The organism is Corynebacterium nasorum (assembly GCF_022345765.1).
Classification (GTDB): Bacteria; Actinomycetota; Actinomycetes; order Mycobacteriales; family Mycobacteriaceae; genus Corynebacterium; species Corynebacterium kefirresidentii.
The window spans coordinates 40,687-62,460 of the sequence record NZ_JAKRDR010000003.1; the positions used below are offsets into that span (position 1 = coordinate 40,687).

At 61.3% G+C, this 21,774-nt stretch carries 20 protein-coding genes; 8 read left to right on the plus strand and 12 right to left on the minus strand.

Annotated elements, in window-relative coordinates; genetic code table 11:
* Positions 1 to 46 precede the first annotated feature (46 nt).
* The 6 genes from MHK04_RS03505 (at position 47) to MHK04_RS03530 (ending at position 7,394) form a co-directional block, all read left to right on the plus strand.
* Positions 47 to 811 carry a GntR family transcriptional regulator gene (locus MHK04_RS03505; protein WP_086588313.1) on the plus strand — a complete coding sequence of 255 codons (765 nt, stop codon included), beginning with the start codon at positions 47 to 49 and terminating at the stop codon, positions 809 to 811.
* A 39-nt stretch (positions 812 to 850) separates the two neighbouring features.
* Entirely contained in the window at positions 851 to 2,398 is a 1,548-nt protein-coding gene (locus tag MHK04_RS03510; RefSeq protein WP_239207887.1) for an ABC transporter substrate-binding protein, read from the plus strand.
* Entirely contained in the window at positions 2,395 to 3,363 is a 969-nt protein-coding gene (locus tag MHK04_RS03515; protein WP_239207888.1) for an ABC transporter permease, read from the plus strand. Before MHK04_RS03510 ends, MHK04_RS03515 begins: the two co-directional genes overlap by 4 nt.
* Complete coding sequence (locus tag MHK04_RS03520; RefSeq protein ID WP_239207889.1) at positions 3,363 to 4,184, plus strand: ABC transporter permease; 822 nt, start codon at positions 3,363 to 3,365, stop codon at positions 4,182 to 4,184. Before MHK04_RS03515 ends, MHK04_RS03520 begins: the two co-directional genes overlap by 1 nt.
* Positions 4,181 to 5,635, plus strand: coding sequence for an ATP-binding cassette domain-containing protein (locus tag MHK04_RS03525; RefSeq protein ID WP_239207890.1), 1,455 nt, complete (start codon positions 4,181 to 4,183; stop codon positions 5,633 to 5,635). The genes MHK04_RS03520 and MHK04_RS03525 overlap by 4 nt, the downstream gene beginning before the upstream one ends.
* Positions 5,636 to 5,702: 67 nt before the next feature.
* Entirely contained in the window at positions 5,703 to 7,394 is a 1,692-nt protein-coding gene (locus tag MHK04_RS03530; RefSeq protein WP_239207891.1) for an FUSC family protein, read from the plus strand.
* On the opposite strand, the gene thpR is transcribed toward MHK04_RS03530, so the two are convergent.
* From thpR to MHK04_RS03540, 3 genes are all read right to left on the minus strand, one after another.
* Entirely contained in the window at positions 7,391 to 7,933 is a 543-nt protein-coding gene (thpR, locus tag MHK04_RS03535) for an RNA 2',3'-cyclic phosphodiesterase (protein WP_239207892.1), read from the minus strand. The genes MHK04_RS03530 and thpR overlap by 4 nt on opposite strands.
* Before the next feature lie 3 nt (positions 7,934 to 7,936).
* Positions 7,937 to 8,059: a hypothetical protein gene (locus MHK04_RS12180; RefSeq protein WP_005324145.1), complete on the minus strand. Its 123-nt coding sequence runs from the start codon at positions 8,057 to 8,059 to the stop codon at positions 7,937 to 7,939.
* Positions 8,060 to 8,144: 85 nt separating this feature from the next.
* Positions 8,145 to 9,539: a YeeE/YedE thiosulfate transporter family protein gene (locus MHK04_RS03540; RefSeq protein WP_239207893.1), complete on the minus strand. Its 1,395-nt coding sequence runs from the start codon at positions 9,537 to 9,539 to the stop codon at positions 8,145 to 8,147.
* Between the two features lie 173 nt (positions 9,540 to 9,712).
* On the opposite strand from MHK04_RS03540, the gene MHK04_RS03545 reads away from it, so the two are divergent.
* The gene (locus MHK04_RS03545) at positions 9,713 to 10,093 is read left to right on the plus strand and encodes a hypothetical protein (RefSeq protein WP_239207894.1); all 381 of its coding nucleotides are present in this window, start codon (positions 9,713 to 9,715) and stop codon (positions 10,091 to 10,093) included.
* 22 nt (positions 10,094 to 10,115) lie between these two features.
* On the opposite strand, the gene MHK04_RS03550 is transcribed toward MHK04_RS03545, so the two are convergent.
* The 6 genes from MHK04_RS03550 to MHK04_RS03575 form a co-directional block, all read right to left on the minus strand.
* Positions 10,116 to 10,769 carry a response regulator gene (locus MHK04_RS03550; protein ID WP_239207895.1) on the minus strand — a complete coding sequence of 218 codons (654 nt, stop codon included), beginning with the start codon at positions 10,767 to 10,769 and terminating at the stop codon, positions 10,116 to 10,118.
* Complete coding sequence (locus MHK04_RS03555) at positions 10,766 to 11,977, minus strand: sensor histidine kinase (RefSeq protein WP_239207896.1); 1,212 nt, start codon at positions 11,975 to 11,977, stop codon at positions 10,766 to 10,768. The genes MHK04_RS03550 and MHK04_RS03555 overlap by 4 nt, the downstream gene beginning before the upstream one ends.
* Before the next feature lie 66 nt (positions 11,978 to 12,043).
* Positions 12,044 to 12,709: a response regulator gene (locus MHK04_RS03560; RefSeq protein WP_239207897.1), complete on the minus strand. Its 666-nt coding sequence runs from the start codon at positions 12,707 to 12,709 to the stop codon at positions 12,044 to 12,046.
* Positions 12,706 to 13,317, minus strand: coding sequence for a hypothetical protein (locus tag MHK04_RS03565; protein ID WP_239207898.1), 612 nt, complete (start codon positions 13,315 to 13,317; stop codon positions 12,706 to 12,708). The genes MHK04_RS03560 and MHK04_RS03565 overlap by 4 nt, the downstream gene beginning before the upstream one ends.
* Positions 13,314 to 14,534, minus strand: a complete 1,221-nt coding sequence (locus tag MHK04_RS03570; RefSeq protein WP_200288750.1) for a sensor histidine kinase — start codon at positions 14,532 to 14,534, stop codon at positions 13,314 to 13,316. Before MHK04_RS03570 ends, MHK04_RS03565 begins: the two co-directional genes overlap by 4 nt.
* A 42-nt stretch (positions 14,535 to 14,576) precedes the next feature.
* Positions 14,577 to 15,953 (minus strand): M20 metallopeptidase family protein, encoded by a 1,377-nt coding sequence (locus MHK04_RS03575; RefSeq protein WP_023020965.1) that lies wholly within the window; start codon positions 15,951 to 15,953, stop codon positions 14,577 to 14,579.
* 157 nt (positions 15,954 to 16,110) lie between these two features.
* Between MHK04_RS03575 and MHK04_RS03580 the strand changes: the two genes are divergently transcribed.
* A complete protein-coding gene (locus tag MHK04_RS03580; RefSeq protein WP_200288749.1) occupies positions 16,111 to 17,100 on the plus strand; it encodes an HNH endonuclease signature motif containing protein in 990 nt (329 codons plus the stop codon).
* A gap of 79 nt (positions 17,101 to 17,179) precedes the next feature.
* On the opposite strand, the gene efeB is transcribed toward MHK04_RS03580, so the two are convergent.
* Genes efeB through MHK04_RS03595 form a run of 3 tightly spaced genes read right to left on the minus strand, consistent with a single transcriptional unit; the run spans position 17,180 to position 21,591 of the window.
* On the minus strand, positions 17,180 to 18,460 hold the full coding sequence (gene efeB, locus MHK04_RS03585) for an iron uptake transporter deferrochelatase/peroxidase subunit (protein WP_239207899.1): 1,281 nt from the start codon (positions 18,458 to 18,460) through the stop codon (positions 17,180 to 17,182).
* Complete coding sequence (locus tag MHK04_RS03590) at positions 18,460 to 19,623, minus strand: EfeM/EfeO family lipoprotein (RefSeq protein ID WP_239207900.1); 1,164 nt, start codon at positions 19,621 to 19,623, stop codon at positions 18,460 to 18,462. Before MHK04_RS03590 ends, efeB begins: the two co-directional genes overlap by 1 nt.
* A gap of 3 nt (positions 19,624 to 19,626) precedes the next feature.
* On the minus strand, positions 19,627 to 21,591 hold the full coding sequence (locus MHK04_RS03595) for an alkaline phosphatase family protein (RefSeq protein WP_239207901.1): 1,965 nt from the start codon (positions 21,589 to 21,591) through the stop codon (positions 19,627 to 19,629).
* Between the last annotated feature and the right edge of the window lie 183 nt (positions 21,592 to 21,774).

The window sequence follows — 21,774 nt, forward strand, 5'->3', positions numbered from 1 at the left end:
TCGCTCCGCTGCGAAAAGCCCCGGAGAGACTAAGGACAAAGGTTGAATGAGCCCACGCGATAAACAGCAACATAAAAAGATCGCGGACTACCTGCGAGAACAGATCCGCTCTGGCGTGCTGCAACCAGGCCATTTTCTACCTAGCGAAGCAGATTTATGCGAGAAGTTTTCTTCTTCCCGCGGACCCGTGCGCCAAGCGGTTGCGGCTTTGCGCGCCGAAGGGCTGGTTTCCTCCGGCCGCGGGCGACGCTCCACCGTTTTAGCCTCTACCCAGGCAGAGCTTTTTGAATCCATCTATTCCATCTCCAGCTGGCTCAGCGAATATGACGCGGATCCCCAACAGCACACCCTGTGGCTGGCTCGCCGCCGTGCGCCGCGGGAAATCACTCGTTTTCTGCGTGTGGACCCAGAACAAAATGTGGTCTTTGTCCACCGCGTGCGCTATACCGAGGACCACCCCATTGCCATTGAGCGCATGTATTTCCCCATGGTGGTGGGAAAGCACATCTTGGACTTCGACGCGGATGCCGGCTCTATTCATGCGCACCTGCACGAATGCGGCGTGGACTTTGATAATGTGCGCCGCGAACTCACGTTGGAGGAAGCCACGGCCGAGGATGCCGAGGCACTTGAAGTAGCCACTGGCACCCCACTGTGGCGGCTCCAGATGGAAATATCCAACCACTCCGGCGAACCGGTGGAATTGGCGGTATACCTCTATCGCGCGGACCGCATGAAGCTGGCTATGAACAACGTACGCGGGGGCGTTTCACCCCTAGAAGTTATCCCCACTCCAGGAAATTTTGCATAAGTTTCACGGCAGCTATCCCCACCGGCTACCCTGCTTCCTATGAGAAGATTTCGCGCCGGCAGGGCGCTGGGTAGCCTCGCCATGGCGGCCGCTGTCGGAACCGTATCAGCGTGCTCGGCAGGCCATACCGCGGTGGTTGATACCTCCCAAGCAGATAGCGACTCCGCTTCTGCTTCCCTTACCGTAGCCTCCACCTCGGCGGCCACTTCCCTAGATTTCACCACTACCGGTGGTGCTGCCATCCCCGCCGTACTCATGGACAATGTCTACGAAACTCTCGTGCGCATCGATGAGGATGGTTCTATCACCCCAGGGCTCGCCACCTCGTGGGAGATCAGCGACGATGCCCGCAGCTATACCTTCCATCTGCGCAAAGGTGTCACCTTTTCCAATGGCGATGCTTTTACCGCCGAGACCGCGGCCTTTTCCATTGATTACGTTCGCGAGAAATGGACCAATGGCATCTCAGCAGCCATGGATCCGGTAGAAAAAGCCACGGCCACCGATGAACACACACTAAAGGTGCGCCTGAAACAGCCGTCGAATGGCTGGCTCTGGTCCATGGGCACGGCCAACGGCGCGATGATGACGCCTAATGGCATGGATAACCTCGCCGCCCAACCGGTGGGTACCGGGCCCTTTGAGGTGTCCCGCTTTGCGCCTTCGGAATTTGTGGAGCTCAAGGTCCGCAAAAATTATTGGGGAAAGCCCGCCGCGCACGATGTCACCGTTCGCTATTTCCCAGACACCATCTCCTCGGTCAATGCCCTGCAGGCCGGCGGCGTGGATGTGGTCTGGGGTGTGCAAAACCCGGAGCTTCTCGACGACGTCAAGGACGGCATCGCTACCGAGGTCGGCACCACCAATGGTGAGGTGTTGCTATCCATGAATAATGCCCGGGCTCCCTTTGATGATCCGCGCGTGCGCCAGGCAGTCGCCTATGCCGTCGACCGCAAGGCGGCCAATGACATTTTGTGGAATGGCCTAGCCAAAGACACCGGTGGTGCACCAATCCCACCTACAGATCCATGGTTCCAAGGCAAGCGCTACTACGACTACAATCCGGATAAGGCCCGCCAGTTGCTCGAAGAGGCCGGCGCAGAAGGGGCCGAAATCACGCTGACTACACCGACGCTGCCCTATGCCCAGACCGTCGCCGAGCTGCTGTACTCGCAACTCACCGAAGTTGGCTTTAAGGTGAAGCTGGAATCCGCCGAGTTCCCAGCCGTATGGTTGGGCCAGGTCATGGGCGCCAAAGACTATCAAATGTCGCTCATCTCCCACGTAGAACCGCGCGATGTGCCAACCCTATTCGGCGATCCGGACTATTACCTCAACTACGATTCGCCGCGCACCCGCGAGCTTTTGGCCCAAGCCGACTCCGCGCCCGAGCAGGACTATCCCCAGCTCATGGCACAAGCCGTGGATCAGATCATGGCTGATGCCGGCGCGCTGACCTTGATGAATATGCCAAATATCGTGCTCACCCGCACAGGCGTGCGCGGGCTGCACCCTGATCAGGTCACGGACGCGCTGATCTTGCGCGATCTCAGCTCCGCAGTGACCACCGAAAAGGAGGCACGATGACTTCCCTTCGCCTTACTGGGCGCGCCATCGTGCGCCCGCTGCTGCGCTTTGCATTAACGCTCTTTGCCGCCTCCATCATCATCTTCGCGCTCATGCGCGCGGTGCCAGGCAACCCGGCGCGGGTGGCGCTGGGAGTGAATGCGACCGAAGAGGCCGTCGGCAAGCTCAGCTCTGAGCTGGGCCTGGATCGCCCGCTGCTCACGCAATATTGGGAGTGGATAAAAGGCCTATTTACCGGCAGCTTTGGGCAGTCATTGTCCTCGCAACAAGATATTACGCCGCTGGTACTAGACCGCGCCCAGGTCACGCTCATCCTGATTGGTTTAGCGATGCTGCTCGCGCTGGCCGGGGCAATCCCGGTGGGAATGTGGTTGGCACTGCGCAACCGTACCCGCGGCGCGGATGTGGTTTCTGCCGGTACGCAGCTGGGCATTGCGGTGCCCAGCTTCCTGCTCGGCATCATCTTGGTGGCCATCTTTGCCGTTCACCTAGGCTGGCTGCCGGCCAATGGTTGGGTGCCGCCAAACCAGGGCGCAGGCGAGTTTATTCGCCACCTCATCTTGCCGGTCATTGCGCTGGCCGTGGTGCAAGGTGCGATGCTGACACGCTATGTGCGCTCGGCTGTGCTCGATGTACTGCATCAGGACTATATCCGTACCGCCCGTGCACTGGGCCAGTCCCCGTGGCAGGCGCTAAAGCGCCACGGCCTGCGCAATGCGACGCTGCCCGTGCTTACCGTGGCCGGCGTACAGCTAACCACGATGGTCGTGGGCGCCGTAGTAATTGAGTCCGTCTTTGTCATCCCCGGCATAGGTTCGATGCTGCTAGATGCGGTGGCGGTGCGCGATCTGACCACGGTGCAGACCTTGGTCATGCTCCTCGTCGCCTTCGCCTTGGTGGTCAATGCCCTCACGGATGTGGCCTACCGATTCATCGATCCGCGCATCACGGCAGGTGATAAATAATGAAGCTGCGTTTTTCTGGTTGGCTGGGAGCCATCCTCGTCGCCGCCACGGTGCTGGTGGCAGTGATTTCGCTGGTGTGGACGCCGTATGACCCTACTCTCGCGCACCCGGATGTGAGCCTTGCCGGCCCCAGCGCCGAGCATCTCCTCGGTACGGACCGCTTCGGCCGCGATACCGCTTCCCGCATCATGGCAGGTGCCCAGATTACGGTCTTCGTCGGCCTAGTGGCGGTGGGAATTGCTGCCGTGGTCGGCGTGCCGCTCGGCATCCTCGCTGGCATGCGCCGCGGCACGTGGGCCGATGCGTTAGTGATGCGGGGTGCAGATTTGTTGCTTGCCTTCCCCGCGCTACTGTTGGCGATCATTGCCGGCGCGGTATGGGGCCCCTCAACGCTGACGGCCATGATTGCCATCGGCATCGCCGGCATTCCCTCCTTTGCCCGCGTAGCGCGCTCGGGCACGCTGCAGGTCATCACGCAGGACTATATTTCCTCCGCGCGCATCTCCGCAGTGCCAGGCTGGAAGGTGGCGGGGCGCCATATTTTGCCTAATCTTGCCGGTCTGCTCATCGTGCAGGCCTCGGTATATTTCGCGCTTGCCATCCTGGCCGAGGCCGGCCTGTCCTATCTGGGCTTAGGCACCGCCCCACCGGCTGCCTCGTGGGGCCGGATGCTGCAAGATTCCCAGTCGCTTCTGGGCACCGCTCCCCTGCAGGCCTTCTGGCCCGGCCTGGCCATTGCGGCGACAGTGCTGGGCTTTAACCTGCTAGGCGACGCCCTCCGTGACCTCCTCGATCCCCGCCTGAAAGGATCCGCGCGATGAGCCTGCTCAAAGTAGATAACCTGGCGGTCACCGCTGCTGGGTCCAGCACTGCTCTTCTGGGGCCGCTTAACTTCGAGCTCGCGGCCGGCGAAAAGCTCGGCATTATTGGTGAATCCGGCTCCGGAAAATCGCTCACTGCGCTGTCCATCATGGGGCTTTTGCCCGATGGGGTGCGCGCGAGCGGCTCCGTCACAGTAGATGGCCACGAGGTAGTCGGCACACGCGATGCCCGCATCCGCCCATTGCGCGGGAAGACCATGGCCATGGTCTTCCAAGAACCGATGAGCGCGCTGGACCCGCTTATGCGCGTGGGCAAACAGCTGGCCCACGCCGGGGTGCGCGATGCCGCAACCGCTCTCGAAGAGGTGGACCTGGCCGCCGATATCGCCACCCGATTCCCACACCAGCTCTCCGGAGGCCAGCGCCAGCGCGTGCTCATTGCCATGGCCATGGCCGGCCACCCCGATCTGCTCATCTGCGATGAACCGACCACCGCGCTGGATGCCACCACGCAAGATGGCGTATTGCGCGTCATCGAGCGCGTGACCAAGGCTCGCGGCATCGCGCTGATCTTCATCACCCATGACTTGGGAGTCATCCGCCGCATGTGTCCCCGCGTTGTGGTAATGCACCACGGCGCAGTGGTGGAGTCTGGCCCTACCGAGCGGATTCTTGCCCAGCCCGAGCATCCCTACACCCGCGAGCTTATCGCCTCCTCACAGCCACCAGAGATGAGCCTTGCCCCGGCCGCAGCGGAAGATTCCCTGGTCACGCTCGAAGGGGCTAGCAAGGTGCACGGCACTCACGCCGCACTCGACGGCATCGACTTGCGCGTGCACCACGGCGAGCGCCTCGGCATTGTGGGTGGCTCCGGATCGGGAAAGACCAGCCTGCTCAAGCTCATTGCCGGACTCGACCAGCCCACAAGCGGCGAGGTCACCGTCCGTGGCCGGGTGCAGATGGTCTTCCAAGACCCGCAGGGCTCTCTCAATCCCCGGCTAAAGATCTGGAAATCCATCGCAGAGGCTATGCCGGGCAACCCAAACAAGGCCGAAAAGCGGTCCCGCGCCGCGGCCGCGCTCGAGGAGGTCGGGCTTCCGACCGATAGCCTCGACCGCTTCCCGCACGAGTTTTCAGGTGGCCAGCGCCAGCGCATTTCCATTGCCCGCGCGCTGTGTGGCGAGCCAGATATCCTGCTGGCCGATGAAGCAGTCTCGGCCCTCGATATGTCCGTGCGCGCGCAGGTTTTGGAGCTACTGGCAGAGATCATCGACAAGCGAGAGCTCACCTTACTCTTTGTCACCCACGACCTTGCGGTGGTGCGCCACCTCTGCGATAGCGTCGCCGTTCTCGACCACGGCCGGCTCATCGAGCACGGCCCTACCGAGGCCGTATGGTCCTCCCCCAGCACGGACTACACGCGTCGGCTTATCGCGGCCGCCGAGATATAAAGCGGGTGTTGGTGGGCGTAAGGTAGTCGGGTCAGATAACTCCACTTAGAAAGGATCCTGCTGCTCCGTGGCCGCCCAGCTTGACTATCCCATCCCGCAGCGCCCTAGCACCACCCAGCTACTCACCGCATTTAATAGCGCCTCGGTGCGCTGGCCTGGTGCACTGCGCGCGGGATTGGCGATTCTCCTGCCCGGCGCCATTGCGCTGCTTACCGGCCACGACTACGCTATCCTGCTCATTTCCACCGGCGCGTTTACCGTCATCTTTGGCGAGGGACAGCCCTATCGCACCCGCCCGCGCGTCATGCTCACCGCCGGCACCGCGCTCATTACCGTCGCCGCCGTCGGCGTGTTGGTAGGCCATCTTATCTTTGCGCCCGGCCACGGCCATTGGTGGCTCCTACTCGCAGGCCTCTACTCCACGGCATTGGCCGCCGGTTGTGGCTTTGCCCAAAATGCGCTGCGCCTGCCGCCACCGGGCACCTTCTTCCTCGTCATGGTCGGCGGCGGCTCGGTCATGCTCGCCCGCACCGATGTCACCGTGGGCCAGCTGCTCTTTTGGGCGCTGACGGGCATGGTGGCCAGCTTGATCCTCGGCATGGCCCCGGCCCTTTTTGACCCGCACGGCCCTGAGCGCCGCGCCGTAGCCAGCCTGGAAAAGGCCGCGTCTGCCTTCCAGGCCGGACAGGATGATTCACTCGCCCGCCACCACCAAGCACAAACCGCACTTTTTGCTGCATGGCAGGCGCTTTCCGACGCCCACATTATCCGCGGTGGCCGCATCATCGACTCCCAAGGAGCCCACCTAGTAGAGCGCACCCTTGCAGCCCAGCACACCATCGTGGCACATAACCGCGCCCTTGACCTCGGCTCCGATTCGGACCAGCTTACCGATCATGTCACCGACGTCGACCCGAATCGCACCGCTATCCCCCATACCCGGCCCACGGGCCGGTACCGGCTTTACCGCGCCGCGGTGCAGGATTCGCATGCCATGGTCACTACCCAAAAGGTGGTTCTTTCGGCGATCATTACCGTGCTCGTGGGCCTTAGCCTCGGCTTCGACCGGCCGGACTGGGGCGTGGTCTCTGCCTTCCTCATGCTGCAATGGGGACCCGACCATGTGCCGGGCACCGTCCGCGGCATCCACCGCATGCTCGGCTCTGTAGTGGGCGTGCTGCTATTTTCCATCCTTCACTACTTCGGTATTAATGGCTGGACGTTGCTGCTGGCGTTGGCTGCCTGCCAATTCTGTGCCGAAATCTTCGTGGCGAAGAACTACGCCATCTGCGTTATCTTCTCCACCCCGCTCGCTCTTCTCATGGGCAACTCGGCCACCCGTCCTCTGTTGCCCACTATTCAAGCTCGCTGCGGCGAGATCCTCTTGTCCATCCTCATAGCCACCGCGGTGCTGTGGCTATGGCAGCGCAGCGCCCCAGTACGCAATCAGGCCCGCCTGCAGGTCCGTGCGATGGAGTCCATGGCTACCCTGCTCGGACTGCTCTTTGTCAATACCCCAGATTCCGTATTGTCCGCACGCCGTGACCTACAGTACGAGCTGCTTTCCGAGCGCCGCGCCATCCAATCCCTCGCCGCCGATAACCCAGAAGCCGTGCGCCAATTCTGGGCCCGCCACATCACGCTGCAGCACGCCGGCTACTTCCTTTTGGATTTTTGCACCACTCACCCGGATCGCACCGCCACCCGCGAAGAGCTCGATGCCCTCGTGCGGGAAATCCGTGCCGCCCGCACCGCCTAGACCAGGGGGTATTCCTCAATTACTTCGTAGCGCGGCCCGCCGCCGCGGCCCTCGCCTAGGTGCGATTGCATAAGGCATACCCGGTCCACGCAAAAGTCCGGTCCTCGGTACACCGATAACGCACGCACGACATCCCCCAGTACCCACGGATCACGGGTACGCCGGCCGGCACGCGCGACGGTGAGGTGGGGGCGGTGGTGATTAAAGGGGACATCGGCAAGCTGGCAATCCGCCATCAACTCCCGCACACCCCGCGCCTGGCCACCGACGCCCAACCACAGGGTGCGCTGCTCAAAACTTCCCGCTCCGCTCACATGCACATCCAACGCCGAGCGCCCAGCCACCGCGTGGGCGAGGTGCTCGCGCACAGCCGCGGCATCATTGGGCTGGTCGCCATAAAAGGCCATGGTCACATGCCAATTATCCGGATCCGTCCAGCGCAACTCGTTGGTGGTTGCCGCATGGATGGGCCTAAGCGTATGTACCATATGCTCGCGCGCGGCGGCAGAAAGCAGCAGCGCGGAAAAGACGCGAATCATGGTCTAGCTGGCATACACGTTAAGGCGCAGCTCCGCGTCTAGCACGTGTTCTTCCTCGCGTTCAAAGACGGCGAAGGCATGCAAAATATCCGCAACGGCGGTGGAATTATCATCAAACTCGGGCATGAGATAACTTCTTTCAAACCACAAAGGAGGCAGAAGAATCACGCGCGATTCTTCTGCCTCCACATAGTAGCTGACAATGATGTAATTAGCCGCCTTTGACTACCGTGACCTGCCAGCCGGCATCGCCCGCGCGATGGAAATCACGAATCTCATGGCCTTCATCGGCCGCCCACTGCGGAATCGAGTCGGTGGCCTGGGTGCAGTCAAAATCAATGACCAGCGCCTCACCAGGCTCTAGCTCCGCCATGACCTGCTTGGCCTCAATCAAGGGGAACGGGCAGACTGCACCGAGGGTATCCAGCGCGTAGCGCCCACCGCCTAGAGCACGGGCCTTTTCCTTGGCCTGTGGTTTGGTCTTGAGCGCCACTGCCCCGGTGGCAGAGGCAAAGCTCGGCAGCACCTTCTCCTCGGCGGAGACCGCCGAGTTATCCACGGACTCCTCGGTGGAGTAGGTCTGCGGCTGCCGTGACTGGTGGCCCTGCGCCTTCTTCGGCTTGAGCCATAGACGTGCGCCCGCACCCACGCCGAGTGCCATAAAGAACAACGATACCCAGCCCTGGAAGCTAAACAAGGAGGTTTCCACCATGCCGTTGCCCACGGTGCAACCGCCAGCCAGCGAAGCACCCACACCCATCATGATGCCACCCCAAATAGCGCGGGTTGCAGTCTGTGCATCCGGAACGCGCACGCGGAACTCGCCGGCGGACTTCGCGGCAATGAAAGCACCCACCAGAAGGCCGATGACCAACAGGGTGCCCCAATTCATGCGCACGGAATCACCGGTGGCGGCCCAGCGCACGATATCCGCAGTCGGCGTGGTAATGCCGAGCCCACCATTGCGGCCGGCGTCGGCAGAGAGCACGAAACCCACCGTGCCGATGATGCCAACAGCAACCGCCGCGATATTCATATTCAACGGCTTGGCGTACCACGGCTGGCCCAAGTCCACCTTCGGGCGCCCGGCATCCTTGGCGCGGTAGTGGCGACACAGCATAAAGGTCACGCCCCACAGCACAGCCACGAGAATCCACGGCGAGATATGCAGCGCGTCGTGGATGGTGGTTACCGGCAGGCTCCACTGCTTGAACCAATCATTCGCCCCGGCCAACGGGCCCGATTTCATCGCGGCGGCTGACAGCCCATAAAACAGCAGCGCAATCCACGAGCCGACTAGGCCCTCAGCGGATCGGTACCACGTTCCGGAGGCGCAGCCGCCAGACAAGATGATGCCAAGGCCAAAGATGAAACCACCCACAATAACGGCTACCGGTTTGAAATCAGCAATCTCCGGAGAGAGCACGTCAGCGCCGGCCAACAGGGTAAGGCCAAAGGCATGGACCGAGATCAAAATGAGCAGAGCGGTAAAACCGCGCCAGGTCTTATTGAGGAAAATATCGCGCAGCATGCCGGTCACGCAGAAGCGCCCGCGCTGCAGCACAGCACCGAAGACGATGCCGGTGAGAAGTCCGGTAATAATCACACTGTCTCCTTGTATCGAGTCAAGGGCCTCAGACTACGCCCTCTAAGACAGATTTGTCTATAATTGACGTACAACCCGGTTCTAGGGTGGCAGATTTCCGCGTTTCCGTCGGCCTTCCCTATGCCACCTCAGGCGCCCCAGCCGCTCCGGGCACAACTAAGGAGAATTAACCTATGGGAATCCCAGATGACGTAGTACTCGATGGATATACCCTCATCGAACAACACGAAATTGACCACGAGTTCCTGCTGCGCGGCTCTCCGCTGGGCACCGAAACTCCCTTGCTTTTTGCTCTTACCATCGTCGGCATTGTGCTGGTTGCGGCCAGCTTCTTCTTGCGCGGAGGCAGCCGCGTTGCCGCCGGCCTCGTGGGCGCGCTGCTCGCTCTAACCAAGCTGTGGTGGATGCCCGTAGCACTGTGGCAGCACTTCGATGACGGCCAAGTCTTTGGCTACACGCTCAAGTACTTCCCGCAATACTGGCCGGCAGCCTCCATCATCGTCGGCGCCATTGCGCTTATCGGGCTAGTCTCCGCCATTTTCCGTCGGCCCTAGTCGGTCCCGCCCCCAGCAGGAGCTAGCCGCCAAGCACTGCAATGGCGATGTGCACCCGATTGGTACCATCGATCTTGGCCAGGATGTGCTTCATGTGCGTTTTGACCGTGGTCAGCGAGATGAAAAGCTGCTCGGCAATCTCGGCATTGCTCAGCCCTTGGGCTACCAGCTGGGCAATTTCATGTTCGCGCTCGCTAAGCTCATCTAGCCCACTGGATTGAATCATCTCCTGCTCCGGCTGCGGCGGCGTAGCCGCCAGCCCCACCAGGTTTTCTAGCACCTTCGGGCTTAACTGTTGCTGGCCTTGGGCCGCTGCTCTTACCGACGCCACCAGCGCCTCCGGCGCCGTCGTCTTCAACAAGAATCCCACCGCCCCAGCACGCAAGGCATGCAGGATAAACTCGTCGGTATCAAAGGCAGTGAGCATCACCACCGGGATATCGCGCGCGCCGGCGAGCGAGTGCAGCTGCGCCGTCGCCTCGATGCCGTCCATAACCGGCATGCGGATATCCATCAGCACCACATCAGGTTCCTCGGCCAGGATAAGTTCGATGCCTTCCTTGCCATTGCCGGCCTCGCCAATGACGCTAATACCCGGCGCGCCTTCCAAGATCATGCGCAGGCCGTGGCGCAGCAGCGGCTCATCGTCGACAAGCACCACCCGAATTTCACTCACTTTTCTTCCTTCCTTGGCAGGCGCAGCGTCCACGAGAAGCTTTCTTCCCCGTCCTGTACCTGTAATGATCCGCCCACCACGCTAGCGCGCTCGCGCATGCCGACGATCCCGTACCCACCACTGTGCACGCCTGCCTTTTCCCCAGTCTGGGCGGTGGGGTTAGACATGGTGATAGACAGGGCGTCGGCAAGCGTGGCGATGGTGATGGTAACCGGCTGCCCCGGTGCGTGCTTGCGTGCGTTGGTCAGGCCCTCCTGGACCACGCGGTTGAGCGCGTGGCCGGCCATGGTGCTCAGCTCCTCCAGCGATTGCGGCCCCGCGCCCGCCTGGTAGCGCACTTCCACGTCCATGCCCGCCTGGCGGGAACGCTCCACCAGCGATTCCACGCCCTCGCGCGGATCGATGCGCCCCTCGCTGCGCAGCGAGTGCAACGCCTCACGCAAATCCCCCACGGCAGCCTCGGCTTCATCGCGAATCGTGCGCGCGGATTGCCGCGTCTCTTCCGGATCTAGGTCCTTGCGGTAGGCCAACCCGCCGGCATAGACCGCAATCATGCTCAGCCGGTGCGAGAGCGTATCGTGCATATCCCGCGCGATGCGGTCGCGCTCTTCCTGCCGCGCAAAGTTCTCCCGCGTGGTCATTTCCTCGTGTGTGAGCTCCGCCTGCGCCTGCAGCGCAATCGTGCGCTCTTTTTGGTTCGAGCGAACCAGCCCAACAACCAGTACGACCAGCGCCGGGATAAGCGCGCTGCCGTAATAACCCATCTGAAACGGAATATTTGCACCTTTAGCACCGGAAAAATCAGTGTCGACTAGTTTCGAGGCCACCATGGCCGTGCATACCAGCGCGATCCACAACCGGCTGCGGCGCGAGGCCGCAGAAAACGCCGCTATCATTACCGAAGGACGGTACTCAGCAATCGTCACCGTCGCCGAAATAATGGTTGCGGCTACCAACGCACTGCGCGGGCCGGGCTGCGTGCTGCGCGGGTCACGCTCCCCAACGGCATGGCGCAAAGCCAAAGGCAAAAGCGCCCAGGTACCGACCAACACCGCGGCTCCAACAAGGATCCGATTCTCTGAGGGATCACTTTCCCCAACTCTGATCAACGAGACCAACAGGTCGCCGACGACAGCGATTACTGCGATGAGAATTTTCTGCCACAGCGGGCGCTGGAGCATCTCGTCGGATTTTCGGAACAACTTCATAACGCGCACCAGTCTAAGCCGACCCACCGCCAGCGCGGTATCCCCCGCAGGGAGGATTCTCCGGCATTAGCCACGCGCCTCTAGGACCATAATTGCGATGTGCACGCGGCTGGTACCGCCGATCTTTTTCAAAATATGCTGCATATGCGACTTCACCGTCGCCATGGACACCACCAGTTGCTCGGCGATTTCTTGATTATTCAAGCCCTGGGCCACCAGCCCGGCTATTTCCCGCTCGCGCGAGCTCAAAGTGGAAAGCCGGGTGCGAGCGGTGCGGGCGTGGTGTGAATGGGCGTCGGAAAGCGCGGGGCTTTGCATGCCTACCAGCTTGTCGACGACCTGCGGGCTCAACAGCGGCTGCCCCGCCGCGGCCGCACGCACGGCCGCCATGAGCGATTCCGGTGGCGTCGACTTAAGCAAGAACCCGGCTGCCCCAGCGCGCAGGGCCCGCAAAATAAAGGAATCGGTATCAAAGGCCGTAAGCATGATTATCGGCACGGCGTGGACCGATAGAATCTTCTCCACGGCCGCGATGCCATCCATGACCGGCATACGAATATCCATTAACACCACATCGGGCTGCGTATCGAGGACGGTAGCCACCGCGTCCCGGCCATTGCTCGCCTCGGCCACGACCTCAATATCGGGCGCATGAGACAGCAGCAGGCGCAGGCCGCTGCGAACTAGATCCTCATCATCAACGAGCACTACACGCAGAGCATCGGCCATCATGCTTCCTTTCCCACAGGTTGATTCCACCGCGCGCGCCAGAACTTCGACGCAACGGGCGTATACGCCACTGTAATCGCCACCAATGCCGCGAGCGCTACCGGCACTATAGTGGCGTGGCCTGCCACTACGCCGTTGAGGAACGAGGGCACGACAATATCGGTCATCTTTTCGAAGAATTTCGGGAAAAATTCGATGACTAGTGTGGCCGCAATGAATGTCAGCGCCGTCTGCAAGAGCAACGCCCACAGGTTCACCCGATGCAGCCGCTTATCGACGCCCGGCTCCCCCACCGCCGCAAACATCACTCTCGCTCCTTGCCCGCGAAACTGTGGCACGATATAGCCACGGCGCTCCACCAGCTCGATGCGATCTGCGTCTTCGGGCGCATTATCATCGCTATTTCCGCGCAGGAATTCCACGCTATAGGCCGAAGCATCGGTATCGGTATAGCTGAGCTTGCGCGAAGTTCCGTCGACCATAGAGGTAAAAAGACTGCGCTTAGAGTCTAAGTACTTTCCTGTCCATCCCTCGCGGGTCGTGGTTTCTTCTAGGTCAATGCGCATGAGCCCGTAATCGGGATGGCGCAACTGCCAACTCATTTCGCTCATTGCGTGGCCTCCTGGCGCGCTAGCGGTAAACGGATACTCCATCCAAATTCCTCGCCTTCTTCGCCGACGTGGACATTCATGCGCCCGCCGGATAGCTCCACACGCTCGCGCAGTCCCACCAGCCCGTAGCCGCCGACGCCGCTACCTGCGCGCTCCTCGGCCTTAGCCACTGGGAGCGGGTTGCGCATCTCGACGCCCACCTCACCGGCCACCTCGCACACCGTGATGCTCACCGGCTGGCCTGCGGCATGCTTGCGCGCATTGGTCAGGCCCTCCTGTACTGCGCGGTGCACGGCGTGCTGCGCCATCGTGGATAGCCCAGTAAAAACATCCGGGCTGGCACCGTCCGCGTAGGTCACGGTCACCTGCGTGCCGGCCTCCTGCGCGGCCGCGACTAGCTCTTCTAAGGTGGTGCGCGGATCCTGGGAAAGATCTTCACGTAGAGCGCTTAGGACGGTGCGCAAATCTTCTACCGCGTTCTGGGCCTCCGCGCGGATGGTGCGCGCTGCGTCTGTGAACTCGGCCGGCACGCCTTCACGCGGATAGCTCAGCGCACCCGCATGAATGGCCACAAGGCTCAGCCGATGCGAGAGCGTATCGTGCATGTCCCGCGCGATATTCTCGCGCTCCTCTCGCCGCGCGCGTTCTACCTTGGCACGCATCTCTTCGCGATTCATCCGGGCTTGCTGCTCCACCCGCCACCGCTTTTCGCGCAGATTGGCGCGCTTTTGGCCTACCAATAACCCCGCGACTATCACGACCACAACGAAGATGGCACCAACCCATCCGATATCGTCCCAGGCCATATAGGGGTTGAAGAACGCATCAATCGCAAACGCCGCCACGAAGCACGCCACTGCGGCCACCGAGCGCGAAGTCGAGCGGCGCGAGACCATGGAAATGAAAGCCACGACTCCACTAGCCGCACCAAAATAGGAGCTCGACCCCAGCAGCACGATACAGCCAGCGATGAAGCTACGGGTGGAGCCGCTATAGTCGACGTCGGAAAGCTCGCGCGGCTGGTGCTCTAACGCAAAGGGCAGGGCGATAATCGTCACCACGCCCACCGCAAAACCGGTACAGATATAGGGCCCGTACTCCTCAAACGACGGTGAATACTCCTCGATATCCATGCTCATCAGTACTACGCCGATAAGCCAATTCGCCACCGCACAAGCGGCAACGATACCGGCCGTGCTCCACTTCGTTCTGATCATGGCCTAAAGCTTAAGCCAGCGGCCATAATCCCTAGGGATGAATTATTTTTGCACCCCGGCCGCATCGCGCATGGCCTTCGTCTGCGCGGACGGGTGCTCGTTTTCGGTGGCCAAGCGCTCAAATGCGACGGCCGCCAGTGCCGCGGACTGCATTCCCAGCACCGAGTCATCAAAGCGCATCATCGGCGAGTGGTTCCACTCGCGCTCATTTTCGGGCTTGTCTGGATTGGCCGTGCCCATCCACATAAACGTGCCCGGCACTTGCGCGAGGACGTAGCCGAAGTCTTCGGAGGCCATCATCGGGGCATCGAAAGGCTGGACGTTTTCGGTGCCAAACATCTGGCTCCACAAGGTAGCAGCGAACTGATTTTCCCGCGGATTCGTCTTGGTGGTGGGGTACAAGACCTCGAAATCCACCTGTGCGGTGCACCGGTGCGAAGCAGCGACGGAGCTGGAGACCTCCGTAATCATCTGCCGCACGGCGTCGATCTTCTCATCCCGCAGCACGCGCACCGTAGCGCCCAAAGCTGCGCGCTCCGGGATGGCGTTATACGCGCCATCACCCGCCCACAGGTTAGTCACGGTAATAACGATGGGCTCGAGCGCATCGAAGCGGCGGGTCAGTGCGGTCTGCAAAGACATTTGAATCTCCGCCAGCGCCGCTACCGGGTCAATAGCATCGTGCGGGCGGGAGCCATGCCCGCCCTTGCCCAGCACCGTAATGGTCAGGTTGGAAGAGCTAGCCATCATCGGGCCTGGCACATAGTGGAAGGTACCGCGGTCCTGCGGGCCAACGTGGAGGCCGTAGGCGGCAATGGGGCGTCGGCCAGCGGCGTCGAGCACGCCCTCTTCAATCATCGGCAACGCGCCGCCCGGCCCCTCCTCGCCGGGCTGGAACATAAACGTGACATCGCCGTGCAGCTCCTCCCGATGCTCACACAGAATCCGCGCCGCGCCCACCAGTCCGGCGGTATGCAGGTCGTGCCCGCAGGCGTGCATATACCCATTCGTCGAGGCAAACGGGCTGCCGGTCTGCTCGCGTACCTCGAGGGCGTCCATGTCCGCGCGCAAAAGCACCGACACCGGCCGCTCGCCGCGCTGGCCGCCGCGCAGCACGGCGACCACTGAGCTCAGATCCTGACCCACGTGAATCTCCAGCGGCAGGCCTTCGAGCGCTTCCAAGACCTTCTTTTGCGTGCGCGGCAGATCCAGGCCAATCTCTGGGTTGCGGTGCAGATCGCGGCGGAAGTTCTGCAACTCCTCGAGCATCCCCTCGCCCATTTCCTGGAAAACCTCGGTGGCCATCCGCTCGCCAATGCGCGCCCGTGTCACCGGCAGGGGCGGCAGCTGCTGGGCCTGGCGTGGGGCAGCCAGGCGTCCGGGGTTGGTAGGACGGATTCGCTTGGTCGGGTCAGACATGGGGAGCTCCTTTTCTCGCTTTCGCATTCGAGGGTACCGCAGGTTATCCACAGGCTGCCGGGTGGGTTCGGGGGCGGTGTGACGGGAGAGGCGAGTTATCCACAGGCTCACGCGGGGGCGCTGCTGCGGCCTTGCGGGGTGTCTTATGCTCACGGGCATGACCCGCTTGCAGGACTACGCCCGCCAACTTGCCTCGCCGATGGAGCTTCTCGGCGAGGTCTCCGGCGTGCGCGAGGCGGATCTGCGTCGGCTGGGCCTGCCCCGGCAGGAAGCTCGTAGCCTACTCGCGCTTGCCGACGTCTACTTTGGCCCCACCTCCTTCACCCGCCGGCAGCGCTCGTGCCGGGCCACCACGCATTGCCTGGCCACGTTGAAACTCATTGAAAAATACGTCTCCCGCACGAAATCCAAGCGGGACGCGTGGGCGCTGCGCGCTGAATTGTGCGCGACAGACCGGGATGTGGAGCATCTTGCCCGCACGCGGTTGAAGGAGATGTATCCGCCGCGGCAGCCGGAGAAGGGGGTGCGGATGACGCGGCGCAAGGGCGGGCCGTCGACGCTTTCGATTACCGGTGATTCCGATTTCATCGCTGACCTGCACGCCAGCATCAGCGAAGAGAAACCCTTGGATTCCGTGGAGAATATTTTCTTCCGCGGCGGGGCCACGGCTCGCCCTGCCGCGATGACGAATATCATCATCCAGCTCGATGAATTAGATGAAATCCTCGACGGTGGAGGCGAGGAAATTACGCTGCGGTTGACCAATGGGGCCGAAATCAGCGGTGCCAAACTGGTGGAAAAGCGCCTTGCCGACTGCGGACTTGTCACGCTCGTCCATCCCTATGAGGGACCGGTGAACCTGTATCGCACCTCGCGGCATGCCTCGGACAAGCAGCGGCTGATGGCGAGCGCGGAAAACCCCACGTGCCCGTGGGCCGAGTGCAATTATCCGGCAGATAAGTGCCAGATTCATCATCTGCGGGCGTGGAAACACGGCGGCGAGACCAATATGGCGAATCTCAGTGTGGCGTGTCCGTACCACAACGGCGTCAATGACGATGACCCGAACGCCCCGCCGGTGCGCGGCCGGTTAGCGCGGCGGCGGGGCCGAATAGTTTGGGTCCCGCCGTGGGCCAATTCAAGCTGAAGACCCTGCCCTCGTTTTTTGGGCGGACGCTTCCCAGATCACACGGCTTTCCCGCACAGTGCGAGTCGGTGAAGCATTTCTAGGCTTGGAGGAGGGAGCGGCCGAAAAAGTCGGAGTCATCAGCGACGCCGGGCAAAGCATAAAAATAGCCACCACCATAGGGTCGGATATAGTCCGCTAGGGGTTCACCTTCGAGGCGCTTTTGCACCGTAATGAACTGACGCTCCAAGTCCTGCTGGAAGCAGATAAAGACGAGACCGACATCGAGGGTGCCGTTATCGCGCACGCCATTGTCGTAGTTATAGGCGCGGCGCAGCATGAGCTGGTCCGCGGTTTCTGGCGTACGCGGATTCGCCAGGCGAATATGCGCGTCGGTGGGAATGACATCGCCGGTGGCATCGTCGAGGTAGTTGGGCTCGGCATATTCGTCGCCACCGGAAAGCGGGCCACCGGTTGCACGGTCGCGGCCGAAGATTTGCTCCTGCTCAGCAATGGAGATGCGATCCCAGAATTCCGTATACATAGCGATGAGGCGAACCACCATATAGCTGCCGCCGGCGGCCCAGTCCGGCTCGTCCGTACCGGCCCAAACCAGCTTGTCCTGATCCTTTTCGGCTGGATTGACGATGCCGTCTTTAAACCCAAGGTGGTTGCGCTGGGTGCCAGACGGCCGCGGTTCATTCATATAACCATTTTGGCGCCAACGCACGGCCACATCTCCACGGGTGTGCCGCAAGATATCGCGCAGCGCGTGAATGACGGTGTCGTGCTGGTCGGCGCAAATCTGCAGGGCGAGGTCGCCGTGGCATAGCTCCTCCTCCAACGTGTCATCGGCGAAAGCCTGCATGGAACTTAAGTGGACGGGTTTGTGGGGTTTAAGACCGAAGCGGTCGTCGAAAAGCGAATTGCCCACGGCGAGGGTAATGGACAAACTATCGGTGGGAAGCTGCGGTCCTAGCTCCCCGGAATCGCCGGCGGGATAGCCAATGCCATCGGCCGCAGTAGCGCCGCCGGAGGTAAGAATGCGGGCGCGCTCAGTCACGGTGCGAAGCAACTTCTCTAAGCGCGATTTCTCGGTGAACTGTACATCGAGGGCGACGACCTCGGAATACTTTTGGGCTGGGGTCACGATCCCCTGCTGGTGCTCGCCGTGGAAAGGAAGTTCGAGCGGAGCGTCCGCCTCGGTGCGCGGCGATGGAGAAGCATGGTCAGCAGCGCCTTCGCTTCGCTTAGAGGAACCAAAGGAAGAGCCCGCGAGGCTGGACTGCGCATTGGCAGCTGCTGCCGGGCCAGAAAGCGCGGCGGTGGCCGCGACCCCAGAGAGAAACGAGCGGCGGGAAAAATTAAACGGGCAGGGCACTAATCCATCCTTCTGACTACGGTCATCGTGGCGACAGGGGCAAGCAGTTCATTGGCACGCGCGACGGCGGACTGCACACGCATCCGGTCCTTCTGGGACCACTTATCAAAAGCGGTGTCATATTTTTCATCGAACTTCGTGGCGAGCTTGTCAAGCTCATCCAGCTGCTCATAGATGGGCGAGGTATCGAGCCCACGGCCCTCGACAAGGGAGCGGACGGCATCCAGCGTCAGCCGGGTTGAAATAACGTCGCCCCGCAGCGCGGTGGGCAGGGCATGGGCGCCGAAATCGCGTTCGCCGCGCATATCGAAGCGCTCGAATTCCTCCATTACTTCATGGGTGCGCAGCCCGTAGTCGGGGGCGGGAATGGCGAAATGGGAGGTATCGAGGGCGCGGGCGGTTTTATCGACGGCGTCGGCAAGCGCGCGGGCAGGCTTCGCCGCATCCTTGACGGGGCGCCTGGACCACAGCAGCTTTTCGACGTCCCTGTACCCCTCCAAGCCGGGCCCCGGCCACATCTCGCTGGAATCGTCGAAGGATCGGTAGGTCTCGAGGTAGTCAAGGTAGGCCGCTTGGGCAGCGCGGCGATCTTTCGAGGTGGCTTCAGCAAGAGCGTGGGCTTTCTTCTGTAGCTCGGGCACACGCTTTTTCTGCCTGGCCGCTTGCTGAATGGCCACGGCCGCGACCTCACGGTCAGTAATGGGGACCATCTTGGGAGCATCGGTGATGGTGGAACCGGTGACCGCAAAATCATCAGATTTCACGGCCGAATCATTGTGGAAAACGCAGGTGAGGTGGTATGTGCCGTCCTGCAGTTTCGGGGCCCAGGCGCGCTTGGCTGGGGTGCCCACGCGCTCGAGGACCTGGTAGGCGTTGCCCGCATCATCTGCCACGTAGACGGTGAGCGCAAGCCCCGAGGTGTTATAGATCTTCCACGATGCCTGCCCCTGTACCTTCTCCGGCGTAGGACATGAATACACGTCGCGCACATTCAGCTGTGGTTCTTTCGGCTTCGTGCTTTTGCTTGTCGACGCCGCCGGCCGCGAGTCTCGCGAGCTAGACGAGCTAGAACCGAGAGAGCTCAAGGAGCTTTGGGCGACGGCAGTAGGAGCTATGGCCGCGATGGCAAGCACCGCGGCGGTGGCAAAATGGAAGGTTTTCATTGATTAAAACGGGAGGTTGGGCAATGGCGGGAGCTTAAAATCTTGCAGCTTCTTCAGGTCTAGGCCGGGGTGGCCATTCATGTACCAAGCGACAACCCCTGCGCCGACGCCCAGAGCCGTAAGGATAGCCGCAATGATACCGCCCTTAGAAGAACCAGCGGAAGAACTGGAGCTCGAATCATCGGGCTTATTCGCACCTGGCTGTGGCTTCGCATCTTGGTGCAGCTTGGTGATGTTGGGAACGCCCTGTTCGGTGACCTTGGGGTCGTCCATGCCCTCGACGACGTCCTTGAGGTTGGTGCCGGCGCGGGAGGAATTATCCACCTTTTCAATGGAGGCGTAGTCCTTGGCCACGGTACCGTCGGTCTCGTTCAAGAAAAGCTTCGGAGCCTTGTGGGCGGCGTTGAAGTCAAACATGTTGTTGAGCTCGCCGGCGCGCTCGTCAAAGGCAATGCCCCCTAGACGGCCGAGTCCCCAATTGTCCTGAATGAACTTGGTGACGGAAGTCTGCTCGGTGTAAGTGGAGTCGATGTGGTTAGTCTTCGCGTATGGGGAGATAACCAGCAAAGGCTGGCGGGTACCCGGCCCGCACTGGCCGTCCTTTCCGCCGGCAACGCCTACTTTTGCTGCGGCGGCGGTGCAGATTTCTTTGTCCTGGTGCGGGTCATTGGAACCATTGCGGATTTCTGGGGCCTTGTGGTCGTACCAGCCATCGGAGTCATCGTAGGCGATAACGACCGCGGTGGAATCCCACTCTGAGGAATTTTGCAGCTCATTGATGTAATGGGTGATGAAGGCCTGCTCGTCTAGCGGGTTGGAGTAACCGGCGTGTCCGTCTTGGTAGTTGGCAGCCTTCAGGAAGGACACGGCCGGCAGGTTGCCCTGCTCCAGAGCGGTATCGAAGTCCTGCAGATCGTACTGGTGGTTGGCGCGGTCAGTCTTGCCGATCATGTCATCGCTCGACGGCGCCAAGTGGTGCGGATTCGCGGTGGAAGCGTAGTACTGGAACGGCTGGTGGTGCGGGTTATAGTCCGTCTGGTTCTGGCCGGTCAGCGTAGTGTGGGAGGCGCCGCAGCGTGCGCGAGCGTCGTCTGTAGCTTCCTCGGTTGGCCGGAAGCCGCCTTGGAACCAGCCCCAAGTGACGTCCTTGTCATTGAGCTGGTCACCAATATTCTTGGAGTGCATCGCGGTGACCTGGTTGGTGCCGGCGGAAGAGTTATTCGAGCAGTCGTCGTAAAGCGGATCTGGGTCGCCGACAACAGTGGCGGTCTTGCCATCTTCGGATACCCCAGCGAGGGCGTGGTTCTTGCCAGGTTCGATCTTCTTCTGCTCGCCCGTGGCTGGGTCATGCATGGTCCCGCCGGCCACGGTTCCGGAAATTAGATTCAGCGCGCCTGGGGTGGATGGGCCGAAGATAGTGGAGTAACTATTATCGTTCATCGCAAAGTTTTGCGCGTAGTTCCACATTCCGGTGACGGTATTGCCGTCGTAATAGCCCATAGTCATGCCTGGAACGGCATAATAGCCGTTGGAAGACTTATCGATGTCGGTGGATACAGTCTCCGGGAACTTGTCCATCTTGCCGCCGTTGTATGCGGCCTGCTCATCGCCGTAGTGGTGATTCTGGTCCGTAGTTACTGCATGGTCTGGCCCGATGCGGAAAGGCTTGACGGAGTTGGGGTTCTTGTTCCCCATTACGCCATCATTTTCGAGGTTTTTCGCCTTGGGTGTGTCTTTCTTGGCGGTAAATTTTGGGGCGTCCTTGTCGCTGCCCTGCAGCTTTTCGCCGTCCTTATTCAGGGCGTTTGGGTAGGTGCCAAAGTAGTGGTCGAAGGAAATATTCTCCGAGTAAATGACAACGACGTGTTCAATTGGGGTCGTGGTGGCTGCCTGGGCAACGCCGGGGACAAGGGACGTAGTGGCGGCTGCGGCGGCGCAAAGGGCCACAGCGCGAGAGCGAAGCTTCATTAAAAATCCAACCTTGGTCAAGAATTTGCGGGGCAGGTCGAAAGTGGCTGTGGCTCACCAGGCGAGTCATCGGTCGCTTTCGAATCGAAATTTAACGCCGCCAAAACACCGACTGCAACTAGATTAAAAGGGCGTCCCCGGCCGTGGGGGCGCCCTATAGAAGCAGCTCACTTTGAACTTTTG